The organism is Pseudomonas sp. IPO3747, from assembly GCF_013385245.1.
GTDB lineage: Bacteria > Pseudomonadota > Gammaproteobacteria > Pseudomonadales > Pseudomonadaceae > Aquipseudomonas > Aquipseudomonas edaphica.
Window position 1 is genome coordinate 278 of record NZ_JACAQL010000001.1, and the last position, 16,734, is coordinate 17,011.

Here is a 16,734-nt window from a genome sequence, read left to right on the forward strand (position 1 = left end):
GGCTTGCCTGCTCCCACTGGTCAGCGTCTACGCGTGAACGTCAGGTCTTTGCGCGACTGCGCTTGTAGATATAGGCGATGTTTTCAATATCGAACCGGCCGTCCTGCTTACCTGGCCCATCGTCGCCAATCCCGATATCCAGCGCCAGCAGCAACTCCGGGCGGGCCAGAAGTTCCAAAGCGCTCTCTTGTGCCTGTGCCGAAAAAGTCCGGGTGCTGGGCACCATGCCGGCGGCTTCTTTCAACTCATGAATATTCACAAAACGGTCGTTTTTACCGGCGGCAAACTCGCGCAAGTGATAGGCGATGTGCCGCAATAAGTATTCGTTGCTCCAGAACGGCTGTGGGCCGACCTTATGCGGCGCGTCTTCGCGGGAAGCCAGCCATTGCTTATCGCTGAGAGCGCCATACCCCTCCTGGGTGAAGGCTTGCCACATGCTTGCCGGTGTTTCGGCCACCGCATAGCCGCTGCCGGTGAACCCTTCGAGTACACCGTTGTTTGCATCCTCACCGCGAGTTTTGCCTGCCGCACTCAGAGACGCATCAATCCAGTTAAGTACTCTGGCCGCGTTGTAGGCCGCATCCGCTCTAGACTGGGGGTAAGGGTTACTGGAGGTCCAATCGCCCAATTGCCTATAGGCCATTTCAAAGTAAATATTATTTTCACGCACGGGTTGTCTCACCACTATTTTGCCGTTCACTTTACCGACCCAGTCACGACGTATTCCTCGTTGGCTGTCCAGCCATTTGAGTATGGGGTTGTCATTAATGATTTGCTCAGCGGATCGAGTATCGCCCTGGGGGCGCTGGAGATTTTCCCTCGGGACAACATGCTGATTTTTCTCGCCGCGCAGCGGGTCGATGGGGCCGCGCACAGGCGTTGGCACATAGATTGGAAAGAGTTCCCCTGCGCTAAAGCCCCGTCGTTCATGTTCGTGCTGATCAATATTACCCAGAGACATTGTGTAGTGACTCCAAAAGGAAAAAGATGCCTCGCAGAATTCGGGAGGTCATTCTTAATTAACGCAGGTCAGAACTCTGGTTCCCTTACAGGGATCACCGAATGGGGCTGCATTCGTCGGCAAATGTTTCCACTGTGGTGTTGCGTAGATTCCCCGGTCTCCCCCCGACAAGCCCGCATACCAGCGGTTTTTACAGGTAAACTCCCTTCTTTTTCACCGCCCTTCTCTGTTCACGGCGGCCATTCACCTCTTGTATTTAACGGAGTTCGCCTTGCGTCTGTTCCACACCTCCGACTGGCACCTTGGCCAAAACCTGCACGGCCAGGAACGCGACTTCGAACACGCCTGTTTTCTCGACTGGCTGCTGGGCCAATTAAAAGCCGAGCAGCCGGATGCGCTGCTGATCGCCGGCGATATCTTCGACACGGTCAACCCGCCGCTCAAGGCACAGGAGCGCCTGTACGACTTCATCATCAGCGCCCACGAACAAAACCCCAAGCTGACCATTGTGATGATCGCCGGCAACCACGATTCCGGCTCGCGGATCGAGCTGCCCGCGCCGTTGATGCGCCGTTTGCGCACCCATGCATTGGGCCGCGTGCTGTGGCTGGACGACGGCCAATTGGACGCCGAGCGCCTGCTGATCCCGCTGCCCGACGCCAAAGGCAAGATCGCCGCCTGGTGCCTGGCGCTGCCGTTTTTGCGCCCGGCGGAAGTCACGGGTGCGCACTTGGGCGACGACTATCTGCGGGGCATTGGCCAGGTGCATGAATGGCTGATCGCCGCCGCCAATGCCAAACGCAAGAAAGGCCAGGCGCTGATTGCCATCAGCCATGCGCACATGGCCGGTGGTTCGGTGTCGGAAGACTCCGAACGCAGCCTGATCATTGGTAATGCCGAAGCACTGCCTGCCAGCCTGTTCGATGCCAGTGTGAGTTATGTGGCGCTGGGCCATTTGCACAAGCCGCAGCAGGTCAACGGCGAAGAGCGCATTCGCTACAGCGGCTCGCCCATTCCCCTGTCGTTTTCCGAAATCGGCTACAAGCACCAGATTCTCGATGTGACCTTCCAGGGCCAACGCCTGGTGGGCGTCGAGCCACGCCTGATCCCACGCTCGGTCAACCTGCAACGCCTGGACGCTGCGCCGCTGGCGGATATCCTCGCACAGCTCGCCGACCTGCCCGACATCGACCTGCTCGCCGAAACCCAGCGCCACCCGTGGCTGGAAGTACGCGTGCGCCTTGACGAGCCACAACCGGACCTGCGCCAGCAAATCGAGACTGCCCTGCAAGGCAAGGCCGTGCGCCTGGTGCGCATCGCCGCCGAATACGCAGGCAAACGCGGCAGCGACGACACGGACGAAGCCGGTCTGGTCGAACTTGACCAGCTCACGCCCCAGGAACTGTTCAGCCGCGCCTGGCACGACAACTACGGCAGTGAGGTGGATGAACAGACCATGAAGGATTTCGCCGTGCTGCTTCAGGAAGTGCAACAGGAGGGCGAACAGCCATGAAGATCCTCGCCATCCGCCTGAAAAACCTCGCCTCCCTGGCTGGCCCGTTCGAGATCGACTTTACTGCCGAGCCCCTGGCCAGCGCCGGGTTGTTCGCGATTACCGGCCCAACCGGCGCGGGTAAAAGTACCCTGCTCGATGCCTTGTGCCTGGCACTGTTTGGCGCCGTGCCACGTTTGGGCGATACCGGCCAGGCGAAGATGCCGGATGCCGACAGCGATATCTCCATCGGCGACCCACGCACTCTGATTCGCCGCGGCACCGGCGGCGGGTATGCCGAGGTGGATTTTGTCGGCGTCAACGGCCGCCGTTACCGCGCCCGCTGGGAAGCCAACCGCGCCCGCGACAAGGCCAGTGGCAAGTTGCAGAACAGTCGCCAAAGCCTGATCGACCTGGACAGCGACCAACTGCTGGCCAGCCAGAAAACCGAATACAAGACCCAGCTGGAACTGGCCCTGGGCTTGAATTTCGAGCAGTTCACCCGTGCCGTATTGCTGGCGCAAAGTGAGTTCAGCGCGTTCCTCAAGGCCAACGACAATGAGCGCAGCGAACTGCTGGAAAAGCTCACCGACACCGCGCTGTATACCCAGCTCGGCCGCCGCGCTTTCGACAAGGCCAAGGATGCCAGGGACGCGCATAAACAGCTGCAAGACCAGGCCACCGGCCTGGTGCCACTGGCGCCTGAGGCCCGCGCCGAACTTGACCAGCAGTTGGCCGAGGCGCAGCAGCACCTCAAGACCCAGCAGGCGCAACTCAAGCAGTTGGAGCTGCAACACACCTGGCTCAAGGAGCTACGTGAGTGGCAGGAGCGCCAGCTCAGTGCCACCGAACAATTGCAGCAAGCCCAACAGCTCTGGGACAGCCAAGGCCAACAGCGTCAGGACCTGAGCCGCCTGGAGCAGTTAGCGCCACAACGCCATCAGTTCGCGCGGCTGGCTGAACTCGACACCCTGCTCACCCCGCTGGCGGCGCAGATTCAACAGCACATCGAGCAGCAAACCGCGCTGCAAGCACGCCAGGAGCAGGCGCAACAACAGCAGGCCGCCGCCCAGGTCGCCTTGGCTGACGCCTTGAAACACCAGGCCGACGCCGTGCCCTTGCTGCGCCAGGCGTTCGAACAGCAGAGCACCCTCGCCCATCTGAGCAAAGACCTGGCCAAACGCAGTGACGACAAGCAACAACAGGAAACCGCCTGCGCCGAAGGGCAGTCGTTGCTCAATGGCTTGCTGGAGAAACAGGCCCTAGTTGCCGGGCGCCTGCAACGCCTGGCCGCTGAGCTTGAGCGCAGCGCTGCCTTTGCACCGCTGAGCGACGCTTGGACCGCCTATCGCGACCGCCTGCAACAGCTGATGCTGATCGGCAACCGCCTGAACAAGGGCCAGGCCGAACTGCCGCAGCTTGAACACAAAGCCGCCACCGCTGCCGAAAAATTCACCCAGCAGCGCGAGGCGTTGGACCTGCTGTACCAGGAAGCCGGCGCCGAACCGCACGCCGTCGCCGAGCAGGTCCAATTGCTCGCAAGCCTGCTGCAGGACAATCGCAAGCAGCAACGCGCCTTCGAAGACCTTACGCGCTTGTGGGACAGCCAGCAGCAGCTGGATATACAGAGCGCCGCGCTGACGCAAAAACTCGCAGACGCCCAGCAACAGCGCGAACAGTTGAACCAGACCGGCCTGCAAACCAAGGCCGAACTCACGGTGGCCGAGCAAACCCTGTCGGTGACCAAGCAACTGCTGGAACGCCAGCGGTTGGCGCGCAGTGCCAGTGTCGAAGAGTTGCGCGAGCAGTTGCAGGACGACCAGCCGTGCCCTGTGTGCGGCAGCCATGAGCATCCGTACCATCAGCCCGAAGCCTTGCTGCAAAGCCTTGGCCGCCATGATGAAACCGAAGAAGCCACGGCGCAGAAGGCCGTCGATACGCTGAAGGAAAAACTCACCGAGCTGCGTGGCGAAGTGGGCGGCTTGATCGCCCAGCAAAAGGAGTTCCTGCAACAGCAAGAGCTGTTGGCGACACAACAACAGGGCCTGGCCCCCAGCTTGCAAGCACATCCATTGTCGGCCTCGCTGTTTAATCAGGACGCCACCCAGCGCAGCGCCTGGCTGGCCCAGCAGTTGGCGCAACTCACGCAAAGCATCGCCCAGGATGAGCAACGCCAAGGCGCCCTGCTCAACCTGCAACAAAATGCCGGGCGCTTGCAGCAACAACTGCAAGCGGCCCAGGATGCCAGCCAGCAAGCCCGCCAGCTGCTGGTGGACCAGCAACGCGAACTGTCCAATGACCGTGAGCGCCTGGACGAAGAACTGCAGGCCTTCGCCGGCCTGCTACCGGCCGACACCCTCGACGGTTTGCGCCGTGAACCGGCAGCGACCTTTATGCAGCTGGACCAGCACGTCAGCCAGCGCCTGGAACAGCTGGGCCATCAGCGTGATGAGTTGGCTGAACAGCAAGAACGCCAGCAGGCCATCGAAAAAGAGCAGACCCATCAGCAGCATCGCCAGCAGCAGGTGGAAGCCTTGCAACAGCAAGTCACCGAGCTGACCACCCAGCAACAGGCCGCCCAGGCAATACTCACCGCCTTGCTCGGCGAGCACACCAGTGCCCAACAGTGGCAACACCGGCTGGATGAGGCCGTGGCGCAAGCTCGCCGAAGCGAGACAGACGCCAACCAACAGCTGCAAGAGCTGCGCGATGCCCTGATCCAATTGGCTGCCGACCTCAAGGCCCAGCAGGAACGCGTACAGGCGCTGACCGCCGAGCAGCAGACCCTCGATGCGCGCCTGGGCGAATGGCGCGCGCTGCACCCGCAACTGGATAACGACGGTCTTACGCGTTTGCTGGCCTTTGATGACAGCCAAGTCAGCGCCTTGCGCCAGCAGTTGCAGCACAGCGAAAAAGCCGTCGAGCAAGCCAAGGTGTTGTTGCAGGAGCGCGAACAGCGCCTGGCCGAACACCAGGCCTTGCACAATGGCAACCTGGACGCCGAACAGCTGGACAGCAGTCTCGCCGCGCTTAATCAGCAATTGGCCGAGGGCGACAGCCGCTGCGCCGAATTGCGTGCGCGTCAGTCCGAAGACCAACGTCGCCAGGACGCCAACCATGTCCTGGGCGAGCATATCGCCAAGGCTTATGACGAGTGGCAGCGCTGGGCACGCCTGAATGCGCTGATCGGCTCGGCCACCGGCGACACGTTCCGCAAGATCGCCCAGGCCTACAACCTCGACTTGCTGGTACACCACGCCAACGCGCAGTTGCGCCAACTGGTGCGCCGCTATCGCCTCAAGCGCGGCGGCAGCATGTTGGGGCTGTTGGTGATGGACACAGAGATGGGCGACGAATTGCGCTCGGTGCATTCGCTGTCGGGTGGCGAGACGTTCCTGGTGTCGCTGGCGTTGGCGTTGGGGCTGGCGTCAATGGCGTCCAGCACCTTGAAGATCGAGTCGCTGTTTATCGACGAAGGTTTTGGCAGCCTGGACCCCGAATCGCTGCAATTGGCGATGGACGCGCTGGACGGCTTGCAAGCCCAGGGCCGCAAGGTGGCAGTGATCTCCCACGTACAGGAAATGCATGAGCGCATCCCGGTGCAGATCCAGGTCAAGCGCCAGGGCAATGGTTTGAGCACGCTGGAGGTCAAGTGAGCGAGGCGCTGCTGTATTCGTTTCGGCGCTGCCCGTACGCGATGCGGGCGCGCCTGGCCGTGCGCTATTCGGGCCTGCCCGTGCAGATCATCGAAGTGAGCCTCAAGGCCAAGCCGGCCGAGATGCTGGCACTGTCGCCCAAGGGCACGGTGCCGGTGCTTTGCGTGGGCGGCCAGGTGATCGAGGAAAGCCTGGAAATCATGCATTGGGCGCTGGCGCAGCACGATCCTGATGATTGGTTGCTACAGGGCGACCCGAGGGTTCAGGAACTGATCGCTGAGAACGACCAGGTGTTCAAACATCATTTGAATCGATACAAGTACGCCGAGCGCTACCCCGAGCAGCCGATGGAACATTATCGGGCCGAGGGCGAGGTGTTTTTGCAGAAGCTGGATGCGTTGCTGGCGAGGAATGATTACTTGCTGGCCGAGCATTTGAGCCTGGCCGATATGGCACTGGCGCCGTTTGTGCGCCAGTTTGCGCATGTCGACCGCGAGTGGTTTGCTTGTACCCCGTATCACCGGTTACAGACCTGGCTACAGCGCTTTCTGGAATCGCCGCTGTTTGTGGCGGTCATGGCAAAACCCTGAGGTCCACACAATCAAATGTGGGAGCTGGCTTGCCTGCGATGCCGACGACTCGGTGTAACTGATCCACCGCATCGATTTCATCGCAGGCAAGCCAGCTCCCACATTTGACCGTCGCTTGGCTCAAGCTCAGTGCTGGGCTTTGTGATCCAGTGCGGCATAGAAGTTGGCGCTTTGTTGCAGGTATTTCTGGGTGTAGGCGGTGGTGGTGGATTTTTTGCCGGTGACTTCCACGCTGGCGGCAGCAGGCAATGCCACGGTGGCGGAAACAGCGGAAGCAGCGATGATGGAGAAGAGGTTCAAGTTCATGGCGGTAACCCTTGTGTTCGTTTGGTTAGGTGGCCAGGGAAGGCCTTGGAACCAAACTTACGCCCGAGGGTTAAACCTTAGAAATGCTTTGAAACAGTAGCCGCTATTAATAGAATTAATACAAAGGGTCAGGCCCCGCACTGCGGGGCCTGTGGCTTATTGACGCACCAGGAACTTGAGGTCGCTGGGCGCATCGATCGACTGTTTCTGCACGGTTTTACCCAGCAGGCCGGTCTTGGGGTCGCGTTCGACCACCACGATTTCATTGCTTTTCTGGTTGGCGATCAGCAAAAACTTGCCGCTCGGGTCCAGGCTGAACTCGCGCGGGTGGTCACCTTCTACCGAACGGCGCTGCAGTTCCTTGAGGTGCGCGGTGGCCGGGTCGATGCTGAACACCAGCACCTGGTTGGCCGTGCCACGGTTGCTCACGTACAGGAATTTGCCGTCGCTTGAGGCGTGTACGGCCGCACCGGCCTTGTCGGAAACCGGCTGCCCGGCGGCAAAATCGACCAACTGGGTCTGGCTGAGCTTGCCGTCGTTGTAATCGAACACAGCCACCTGAGCGCTCATTTCAGTGGTCAGCCAGGCATGCTTGCCATCGGCGCTGAACAACAGGTGACGCGGGCCGCTGCCCGGTGGCAATTGCACAAAGGCGGGGTCGGCCGGGGTCAAGGGCAGTTCGTGGTTGGCCTTGGGATCGTAGTGGTAGGCAAACACCTTGTCGGCGCCAAGGTCCTGTACAAACACATACTTGCCATCCGGCGACGACACTACCGAGTGGACGTGGTTGGAGGCCTGACGCTCCGGGTTCACGCGGCTGGCCGGGTGCCCGCTCAACTGCACCGGCGCCGACAGCTTGCCGTTGGCGTCAACCGGCAGCACGGCCAGGCTGCCGCCCGGGTCTTCCAGCACCGAATAGTTGGCGACGAACAGGTAACGGCCATCAGCGGCCAGGCTGGAATGGGTCGGTTCGTTGCCCAGGCTCTGCACCTGGTTGATCAGGCTGAGCTGATGATTCTGCGGGTCGATGCTGTAGCTGCTGATGCGGCCGACCGGATCTTTTTGCCCTGGGCCGTTCTCGTTGACCACAAACAGGTGCTTGCGGTCTTTGGAAATCGTCAGCCACGAGGGGTTGGCCGCTTTGGCCGCCAGCACGGGTTTGCCGCTGAATTGGCCGGTGCGGCTGTCAAATTGCAGGCGGTAAATACCTTCGCTGGTGCCGGCGGTGTAGCTGCCGACCAACAGTTCATAGGTGTCGGCCGGCGCGGCTTGCACTGACATCGCACCGACACTGCCCGCCATCAACAGGGGCCAGAATTTACGCATCATCATCCGCTTCGTCCTCGTCGTTATTGTTGCCGGTGACGCCGTTCATGCAGACCAGGCGATGCTCGCCCGAGTCACCGGTAAGGGTCCAGCTTTGCAAGGTGGGATCAAACACTGCTGCTTTGACTTGCTCCAGGCTGAAGCTCCAGCGCTTTTCGGCGCGACCGTCCATGCAAATGATCAACAGTTTCTGGTCATCCAGGCTGAAATCAAAGGTGTGCAGCCCATCGATTTCAACCATCTGGCAGTCTTCAAAAGCATGCAGCAAGGTAGCGGTGTCGGCAGTCATAGACATCAATCATCAAGGGGAAAGCGCTCATGATAGGGCAAATTACTGCATCAGCCTAAAACCCTGCCTCAAACACACCAACGCGCATCATGCAGTACCCAGATACCGCTCCTTTACCACGAGATCGACGTTAACTCGCCATGACACCTGTGATGTTCGATTAACCAATCGTGGAGACCTCAAAAAATGCTACCACCGTCCATCAACGAGCCGCCTGCCAGCGATGTGATGCTCGCGCAATGCCCAAGCATGGGCGCTACCGTCAGCGCGCAGTTCGCAGACCGCCCCAGGCTTGAAGCCGTCGTTGAGCAAATGTTGGCGACAACCCTTACGCAAAAATACCCGGGGATGGCGCTGGACCTTTCCCGCACCCAACTGGCGACGCCCCAGGCCGATGGGCGCTATACCTTCGAGCGACTCACGACAAAAGCGCTGGACTATCTGGCCGATGGGGCCGCCTTGGACTTTAGCGCGGTAGGCTCGCACGCCTTTTTCCTCACTGAGCAGGCACCCACGCCCATCACCACCCCCGCCGGTGACGCGCTGGACATGATGCAGGTCGAGGCACTGATTGGCGAACTGGCCTGGTCGCTGCCGATCGGCCTGCAAGATGCCTTGACGGCCTATTGGAACCCGGCCGGCGAGCTACCCAGCCGTTGGAGTTTACTCAGTGAGAGCTTGGTGCAAGCGCTGCAGATTTCAGTGCTGACCCAGCCAGGCTTGAGCGATATTGAGCGCGAGACGGTACAACAGGTCATTGACTTCCCTGACAGTTATCCGCGTCAGCAAAATAACGACAGCAACACCCTTGTCTACGAACTGGAAACCTACCTGAACAGCGCCAGCGGCAACTCGGTTTTATTCGCCCCCGAGCTGTTGCTGGAGCGTACCGTCAATACGCATACGGTCGTTCTGTTATGCCATCCGGGTGGAAAAATCGAAACATTTAGCTCAATGGATGCCTTTAACCAGCATTGGGGCAGCGCCCTCACCGCTCAATACAGCGTCGATTCGCTGAGCTGCAAACGTTACGAGGTTTATGGCGATGCGTTCGGGCATCAAGCCGAACTGATCCTGAATCAACAATTACTCAACATTGAAGCCGTGAAACTGCCCTGCTCCTTCGGGAAGGCTAAGCTGCAAGCGCTTTACCATGAGCTCAGTGACCCGACGCCCTGCTTTGCCAACACGACCCAAGTCCAGGCACAGTTTCAGAACGTGCTGAGCCCGCAACTGCCAGACTGGCTCCAAAACGCCTCGCACATCCCCAAAAAAAACTACTCCCGCTACAGTTTGGGGTTGGCGAACAGTAAGCGGCTCAGCAGGGGCCATACCTTTCTCAGCGGCATTACGGACATCAACGCCTTCACCACCGCAGCCTTGTCAAAGGCGCTCGACGCCGAGCAGCAAAGCCTGCCCGCGAGCGACGAAGAGGCTGCGCTACCCGAGACCTATGCGCCCGACAAAGTGCTTGTCACGGTGACCCCTGCTGCTGACGCTGAAGACACCGCACAGGGCATTTCCACTGAGTCGATGAGCCTGACAGACCTGGTGATCACCTGCCTGAAAGGCCGCCCTGCTGGCACCTTTACCCTGGCGCACCGTGACGGCCTGCCCCTGCCTGGATGGTTGACGGCGGACTTCATCACCCGCAACGGCGGGCTAATTGAGAGACTCGACATCGGCAAGGCTTATTCCGACTACCTCGAAACACAGTTATTGAATCACACGCCAGAGTCTTTCGCGCGCAAGCGCCAGCTCGTCGCCCAGCTATGTTATCAACTACCGTTGCAGGCGCTGGAGTTGCATCTGAAACAACCGAGCAGTGTCAGCGCACTGGCCGCCGGATACGTTGCCACGCTGCTGCAGCACAACGCCAACGAAGCCTCCATTGGCAGCAAAGGCTTCGTCGACACCCCATCGGTGATCATTCAACCGTTGGCACTGTTGCGCGCAGCGCAAGCGGAACCTGACGTCGTCAGCGCTATGTTCATCATCGAAGCGCAGGACAAGAGCAAAGGCCCCCATCTGCTTTACCGCCCCTTTTATGCACACGCCTTATGTGAGTTCGCCACACGCGACGCGCTGCTGAATGCTATCTCGCAGCCAGGAGAACTGCACGACAGTGTGCTGGCCTGGATGTCCGATGAAGCCCGGGCTGTCTATGACAACGGTGGCCTCCTGGCACCCCATCCCCTGGATGTTGGCCTGAATGCCGAGTCTGTACCCGATTCACCCCTACCCACGGCAGAACTGGCCGATCAACGCGAGGTCGACAAATCGCTGACAAGCATGAACTTCTCCAGCGCCCAGTCCTTCCTCTACTTCTACATCGTAGAGGCGCTGACCAATGTGGGAGGTGATGGCGCGCCGCTGAATAAAACAAAACGCTGGGCAGCATTGCTGGAAATGGGCGGCGGCCCGTTTGATGCGTTACTGCAGCCGCAACAGCGAGCACCGGTTTTGCTGACCGCCTGGCTAGGCACACTGGTGAATCAATTAACGCCTGATCTGCCTGCACTCAATAGCAATGACCCCATCACACGCGAAGTGGCCATAGCCGACATGACACTCAACCTGGCTATCCTGCTCGCTGAAAGCATGCCGGTTGCCTCGACCACCGAGCCTGTGGACGCCACGCTCAAAGACCAGGCGTTACGCCCGCCCGCGCCGCGTCAATCCCAAGAGGGACGGCAGCTCTCCAGCAACGTGGTACTGACGGAAAACGTCATTGGCTACTACTACGGAGCCAACAAAAAGCTCGATTCAGCACTGGAATTTGGATACACCTTTTTCCAAAACAGAATGCCGTACGGGCATTGGGCGAACGTCACCAGCTTTTTCGGCTTTGCCTGTTTTGAAGCGCTGCCTGAAGCTTCGTCTGACGGCCCGTACCGAGGGCTCTACCGGATCGACAACGCCTGGCACTTGAACGTCTATGGGATTCTTTTCAAGGTCATCATGCTCGACGACGAGCGTGTGGCGATCGTTCGTGCCAGTTCAGGCACCCGCGGACCTCGCGTAAAAGTCGACGAGCAAGGCAATTGGTCGTTCGATATGAGCCTACGCGTAAAAGGCGGTAGCGTGCTCAAGCGCCTGGCCACCGAACGCACCCGCAGAGCCCAAATCCCGCCAGCCGTGGCAGGCCTGTAGCGTGCAAAACAAGGCACGGCTTCGCCATCGGTAGGCACACAGTAAAACGCCCGACGGGTCAGGTCGGGCGTTTGTTTCCAAATTGCCTGTGGTCAAGCATGCTCAGTGCGCAAACAATGAATTGCCCTTCTGCCCCGCCAGCCTCTCGGGTTTGATCAGGAACCGCGCCAGTGCCGGCAACAGCCACAGCGCACCGAACATGTTCCAGAGCAGCATGAAGGTCAGCATCAGGCCCATGTCGGCCTGGAACTTGATAGCCGAGAAGATCCAGGTGCACACACCGATGGCCAGGCACAGGCCGGTGAACAGCACGGCTTTACCGGTGGACTTGAGCGTCTGGTAGTAGGCCTCTTGCAACGGCAGGCCGGCGCGCAGGAAGCTTTCCAGGCGGCTGTAGATGTAAATGCCGTAGTCCACGCCAATCCCCACGCCCAGCGCCACCACCGGCAAGGTTGCGACCTTGACCCCGATGCCCATGAACGCCATCAGGGCATTGCCCAGCACTGAGGTCAGCACCAGCGGCAACACGATGCACAGGGTCGCCGCCCAGGAGCGGAAGGTGATCATGCACATGGTGGCCACGCACAGGTACACCAGAATCAGGATGGTCAGCTCCGACTCCTTGATCACCTCGTTAGTGGCAGCTTCGATCCCGGCGTTACCGGCGGCGAGGATAAATTCCAGGCCGTCCTTGTTGTTTTCCCTGGCGAAGTCCTGCACCGCATGCACGGCGCGGTCGAGGGTTTCGGCCTTGTGGTCGTTGAGGAACACCAGCACCGGCGCCAGTGAGCAATTGTTGTTGTACAGGCCGTCGGCGCGGGCAATGGAGTTGTTCAGTACGTCGGGGTTACGCGACAGGGTTTCCCATTTGAGGTTGCCCTCGTTCATGCCCTTGATCATCTGCTTGGACACGGTCACCAGCGAGATCGCCGACTGGACGCCCTCGGTGTTCTGCATCTTCCACATCAACTGGTCGATGGGCGCCATGGCTTCATAACGCGAGCAGCCTTCGGCCTTGGTCTTGACCATCACCACCAGCACATCGGAGCTGGTGGAGTAGTTACTGATGATGAAGTTGTTGTCTTTGTTGTAGCGCGAGTCCGGGCGCAGTTCCGGCGCGCCCTGGTCGAGGTCGCCGATCTTGAGGTTCTGGCTGTACCAGAGGCCGCCGCCGAAGGCGACCAGCGCGAGCAGGATCGAGACTGGCGCAACTTTCGCGCTGGCGAACTTGGACAGCAGGCGCCAGAACGGGTGTTCGCGGTGCGCGTCCTTCTTGCTCTTGGCGATGGCGCGCTTGCTGATGCCGACATAGGAGATCGCCACCGGCAGCAGGATCAGGTTGGTGAATACGATCACCGCCACGCCGATGGACGCGCCGATGGCCAGTTCACGGATCACGCCGATGTCGATGATCAGCAGCGTGATAAAGCCCACGGCGTCGGCGAGGATCGCAATCATGCCGGGCAGGAACAGTTGCCGGAACGTGCGCCGTGCCGCGGTCAGGGCGTTATCTGCCTCGCTGGATTGCAGGGCGATGCCGTTGATCTTCTGCACGCCATGGGAAATACCGATGGCAAAGATCAGGAACGGCACCAGCATCGAATAGGGATCCAGGCCGAAGCCGAAAAAGTGCATCAGCCCCAATTGCCAGATAACCGCCACCAGCGTGGTACTCAACACCGCGACAGTACTGCGCAGGCAGTTGGTGAACCACAGCAACAGGATCAAGGTGATCACAAACGCGATGCCGAAGAACATCACCACCATTACCAGGCCGTCGATCAGGTCACCGACCTTCTTGGCGAAACCGACGATATGGATCTTGACGTTGGGGTTTTGCGCTTCGAATTTGTCGCGGATCTTGTCTTCGAGTTCATGGGAAAACTTGCGGTAGTCCAGGGCCAGCAACTTGCCTTGGTCCTGCGGGTCCGGGTAGGACTCCAGCAAAGGAATATCGACGATACTCGACTTGAAATCGTTGGCCACCAGACGCCCGACCTGGCCGGACTTGAGCACGTTGTTGCGCAGTTGGTCGAGGCTTTGCGGCGAGCCGTTGTAGCTTTGCGGGATTACTTCACCGCCGGCAAAACCCTCTTCGGTGACTTCGGTCCAGCGCACGCTGGGGCTCCACAGCGACTTGAGGCCCGAGCGGTCAACGCCGGAGATGTAGAACACCTCGTCGTTGATCTGCCTCAGCGTCTCCATGTACTCCTTCGAGAAGATGTCGCCATCCTTGGCCTCCACCGAGATGCGCACGGTGTTGCCCAGGTTCGCCAGGTCGTTACGGTGCTCCATCATCTTTTCGATGAAGGGGTGCTTGAGGGGGATCATCTTTTCAAAGCTGGTGGACGGGCGGATCAAGGTCGCCTGCCAGAACAGGAAAATACTCACCAGCAGGCAGATAACGATCACTGCCGGGCGGTTGTTGAAGATCAGGCGCTCAAGAAAGGTCGCTTTATCGTTGTGATGACTGCTCATTCTTTCCCCGCCTTCTTATTGTTTTTCGAGTTCAGCGCCGGTTGGCTTGGCAACACGAACGCCGCCCTGCCCCGCCAGAATCAAGTTGCCATTGCCCGCCGCCGTGACCGAGGAGAGCGAAATGCGGTCCGGGCGGTTGAATACGCTGAAGGTCTGGCCGTCGTCGTGGCTGATCACCACGCTGCCGCCGTTGCCGACCACCACGATGGCGCCGTCATCGAGCAACGTCGCCCCCGACAAGCCAAACTCCAGGGCACCACGCGCCGCATTCAACGCCACTGGCTCCCACGTGCTGCCAAAATCGGTGGAGCGGTAGAGATTGCCGCGCAGGCCATACGCCAACAGGGTCTGCGGCTGGGCGGTGCCGATCACTCCGAACAGCGAGCCCTCATAGGGGCCTTCGAGTTTTTCCCAGGTCTGGCCGTCGTCGCTGGAGCGGAACATGCTGCCCTGCTCGCCGACGATAAACAGCCCGGCACCCTTGATAGCGGCGATGGCATTGAGGTGGAACTGGTCTTCGTTGTCGAGGCGATCACTCACGTCGTCCCAGGTTTTGCCGCCGTCGGTGGTTTCGATCAGCGCACCGTAGGCGCCCACGGCCAGGCCATGCTCGGCATCCTTGAACCACACGTCGAGCAATGGCGCTTCGCGCTTGAGGTCCTGGTATTGCTGAGCCCAGGTGGCGCCACCGTCGGTGCTGGCCAGGATCTGCGCGTCATGGCCCACCGCCCAACCGTATTTGTCGTCGACGAAATACACCGCCGTGAGCAGTTGCCGGGTCGGCACTTTGGCTTGGGTCCAGGTGTTGCCCTGGTCATCGGAATAAAGGATGTGCCCGCGATCGCCGACCGCCACCAGGCGCTTGCCGGCATGCACGACATCGATCATCAGGCCTTTGGCGGCCTTGGGAGACTCAATTGCAAATACCGGCTGTGCGCTGCTGGTGTCGCCGGCTGCCAGCGCGGGTGTCGACAACGCCCCAAGCAGCGAGAGCGCTGTGGCCAGCATCGCAACCCTGCGTGCGGCGCGCGGGCGGCAAACAGCCCAACCCATGACAGGCTCACTCATAGACCTTTCTCCCCATTTATTATTGTTAGGTGGTCTCGCCTTCCCGGGCTCTGAAACCTGCAATCTAGAGCGCCTGGAGGAAGCAGGGGCCATCCTATCGGGCTTTGGAATCGTCTGACAATCGGCGCTACGTTATCTTTTGTTAACTGACGGGTTTTGGCGTTGGCCTGAATATGCCTGCATTACCCAGGCTGATTAATGAATTTTTATTCCATCTATTGAATTATGGGAATTTTTATTCCATTAATAGCCTTCCTGACAACAATAATCCAAAGGACCACGGCGATGCGTGAACTCGGAATCGGCTTGATCGGCACAGGCTTTATGGGGCGCGCCCATGCGCTGGCGTTCAACAATGCCCGCGCGGTGTTCGAACTGCCGGTACACCTCAAGCTGGCGGCGCTGGCCGATGCCGACACCGAACGCGCCCAACGTTGCGCCACGGCCTGGGGCTTTGCCCAGGCCCACGGTGACTGGCAGGCGCTGGTCAACGACCCTAATGTTGATGTGGTGGCCATCACCACGCCCAATCACTTGCACTACCCCATGGCCATGGCGGCCATTGCGGCGGGCAAGGCGGTGTATTGCGAAAAACCCCTGGCGGTCAGCCTGGAACAGGCCGACGCCATGCGCCGTGCCGCAAGTGCTGCCGGCGTGGTCACCCGGGTCGGTTACAACTACCAGCACAACCCGATGATTGGCCTGGCCAGGCAGATGATTGTCGACGGCGAACTGGGCGAGATCATCAGCTTCCAGGGCGAGTTCAGCGAAGACTTCATGGCCGACCCGGCCTCGCCGTGGTCATGGCGCTGTGAAGTGGAACATGCCGGTGGCGCGCTGGCAGATCTGGGCAGCCATCTGCTGTCGATGGCGCGCTATCTGGTGGGCGACGTGGTGAGCGTGTGTGCCGACACACACACCGTGCATGCCCAACGCCCTGCCGTCAAAGGCAGCAACGCGCTCAAACCCATTGCAGTGGATGACCAAGTGCATGCACTGCTGCGTTTCGCCAATGGCGCCCGTGGCACCGTGAGCAGCAGTTGGCTCAAGCAGGGCTACAAGAACCACCTGAGTTTTGAAATCAGCGGCACTCGCGGCACGTTGGGGTTCGATCAGGAACGCTTGAATGAACTGCGCGTATGCCGCGCCGGCCAGGACGGTTTCCAGCGTGTGCTCGCCGGGCCCGCCCTGCCCGGCTATGCCGCATTCAGCCCGGCTGCCGGGCATCAACTGGGTTACAACGAATTGAAGACCCTGGAAGTGCAGGAGCTGGTCATGGCGTTGGCGGGGCAAGGTGCAGCGGGCACTGACTTTGAAGCCGCCTGGGCGGTCGAGCGGCTGGCAACGGCGATTCGCCTGGCCGCCCGTGAGGAGCGCTGGGTCGACGTAGGTGAGGTCTGATCAAGGGGAGCGGC

Annotated in this window: 11 protein-coding genes; 5 read left to right on the forward strand and 6 right to left on the reverse strand. The window is 60.2% G+C overall.

The genetic code is table 11. The features are described 5' to 3' along the window. Positions 1-40: 40 nt before the first annotated feature. Positions 41-961 carry a hypothetical protein gene (locus HX790_RS00005; RefSeq protein ID WP_176991074.1) on the reverse strand — a complete coding sequence of 307 codons (921 nt, stop codon included), beginning with the start codon at positions 959-961 and terminating at the stop codon, positions 41-43. Between the two features lie 271 nt (positions 962-1,232). On the opposite strand from HX790_RS00005, the gene HX790_RS00010 reads away from it, so the two are divergent. From HX790_RS00010 to HX790_RS00020, 3 genes are read left to right on the forward strand one after another with little or no spacing between them, the layout of a single operon-like run. After that, positions 1,233-2,474, forward strand: coding sequence for an exonuclease SbcCD subunit D C-terminal domain-containing protein (locus HX790_RS00010; protein ID WP_138449805.1), 1,242 nt, complete (start codon positions 1,233-1,235; stop codon positions 2,472-2,474). Next, complete coding sequence (locus HX790_RS00015) at positions 2,471-6,109, forward strand: AAA family ATPase (RefSeq protein WP_176991075.1); 3,639 nt, start codon at positions 2,471-2,473, stop codon at positions 6,107-6,109. The genes HX790_RS00010 and HX790_RS00015 overlap by 4 nt, the downstream gene beginning before the upstream one ends. Then, positions 6,106-6,699 (forward strand): glutathione S-transferase, encoded by a 594-nt coding sequence (locus tag HX790_RS00020; RefSeq protein ID WP_176991076.1) that lies wholly within the window; start codon positions 6,106-6,108, stop codon positions 6,697-6,699. Before HX790_RS00015 ends, HX790_RS00020 begins: the two co-directional genes overlap by 4 nt. Positions 6,700-6,825: 126 nt before the next feature. Here HX790_RS00020 and HX790_RS00025 read toward each other — a convergent pair whose 3' ends face one another. From HX790_RS00025 to HX790_RS00035, 3 genes are all read right to left on the reverse strand, one after another. Beyond that, on the reverse strand, positions 6,826-7,005 hold the full coding sequence (locus HX790_RS00025; protein WP_017138150.1) for a hypothetical protein: 180 nt from the start codon (positions 7,003-7,005) through the stop codon (positions 6,826-6,828). A gap of 156 nt (positions 7,006-7,161) precedes the next feature. Continuing rightward, positions 7,162-8,337, reverse strand: coding sequence for a lactonase family protein (locus HX790_RS00030; protein ID WP_138449799.1), 1,176 nt, complete (start codon positions 8,335-8,337; stop codon positions 7,162-7,164). Beyond that, positions 8,324-8,620 (reverse strand): DUF5629 family protein, encoded by a 297-nt coding sequence (locus HX790_RS00035; protein WP_176991138.1) that lies wholly within the window; start codon positions 8,618-8,620, stop codon positions 8,324-8,326. The genes HX790_RS00030 and HX790_RS00035 overlap by 14 nt, the downstream gene beginning before the upstream one ends. A 186-nt stretch (positions 8,621-8,806) precedes the next feature. On the opposite strand from HX790_RS00035, the gene HX790_RS00040 reads away from it, so the two are divergent. Next, positions 8,807-11,773 (forward strand): dermonecrotic toxin domain-containing protein, encoded by a 2,967-nt coding sequence (locus HX790_RS00040; protein WP_176991077.1) that lies wholly within the window; start codon positions 8,807-8,809, stop codon positions 11,771-11,773. 102 nt (positions 11,774-11,875) lie between these two features. Here the strand turns inward: HX790_RS00040 and HX790_RS00045 are convergent, their stop codons facing one another. Next, positions 11,876-14,251 (reverse strand): RND family transporter, encoded by a 2,376-nt coding sequence (locus HX790_RS00045; RefSeq protein WP_138449794.1) that lies wholly within the window; start codon positions 14,249-14,251, stop codon positions 11,876-11,878. A 15-nt stretch (positions 14,252-14,266) separates the two neighbouring features. Then, entirely contained in the window at positions 14,267-15,319 is a 1,053-nt protein-coding gene (locus tag HX790_RS00050) for a YCF48-related protein (protein WP_256349300.1), read from the reverse strand. A 285-nt stretch (positions 15,320-15,604) separates the two neighbouring features. Between HX790_RS00050 and HX790_RS00055 the strand changes: the two genes are divergently transcribed. Then, positions 15,605-16,720 (forward strand): Gfo/Idh/MocA family protein, encoded by a 1,116-nt coding sequence (locus HX790_RS00055; RefSeq protein WP_176991078.1) that lies wholly within the window; start codon positions 15,605-15,607, stop codon positions 16,718-16,720. Positions 16,721-16,734: the final 14 nt, after the last annotated feature.

Coding starts and splice junctions, on each gene's coding strand:
- HX790_RS00005 (WP_176991074.1), bottom strand. CDS start 961: ATGTCTCTGGGTAATATTGATCAGCACGAACATGAACGACGGGGCTTT.
- HX790_RS00015 (WP_176991075.1), top strand. CDS start 2,471: ATGAAGATCCTCGCCATCCGCCTGAAAAACCTCGCCTCCCTGGCTGGC.
- HX790_RS00025 (WP_017138150.1), bottom strand. CDS start 7,005: ATGAACTTGAACCTCTTCTCCATCATCGCTGCTTCCGCTGTTTCCGCC.
- HX790_RS00030 (WP_138449799.1), bottom strand. CDS start 8,337: ATGATGATGCGTAAATTCTGGCCCCTGTTGATGGCGGGCAGTGTCGGT.
- HX790_RS00035 (WP_176991138.1), bottom strand. CDS start 8,620: ATGACTGCCGACACCGCTACCTTGCTGCATGCTTTTGAAGACTGCCAG.
- HX790_RS00040 (WP_176991077.1), top strand. CDS start 8,807: ATGCTACCACCGTCCATCAACGAGCCGCCTGCCAGCGATGTGATGCTC.
- HX790_RS00045 (WP_138449794.1), bottom strand. CDS start 14,251: ATGAGCAGTCATCACAACGATAAAGCGACCTTTCTTGAGCGCCTGATC.
- HX790_RS00050 (WP_256349300.1), bottom strand. CDS start 15,319: ATGAGTGAGCCTGTCATGGGTTGGGCTGTTTGCCGCCCGCGCGCCGCA.
- HX790_RS00055 (WP_176991078.1), top strand. CDS start 15,605: ATGCGTGAACTCGGAATCGGCTTGATCGGCACAGGCTTTATGGGGCGC.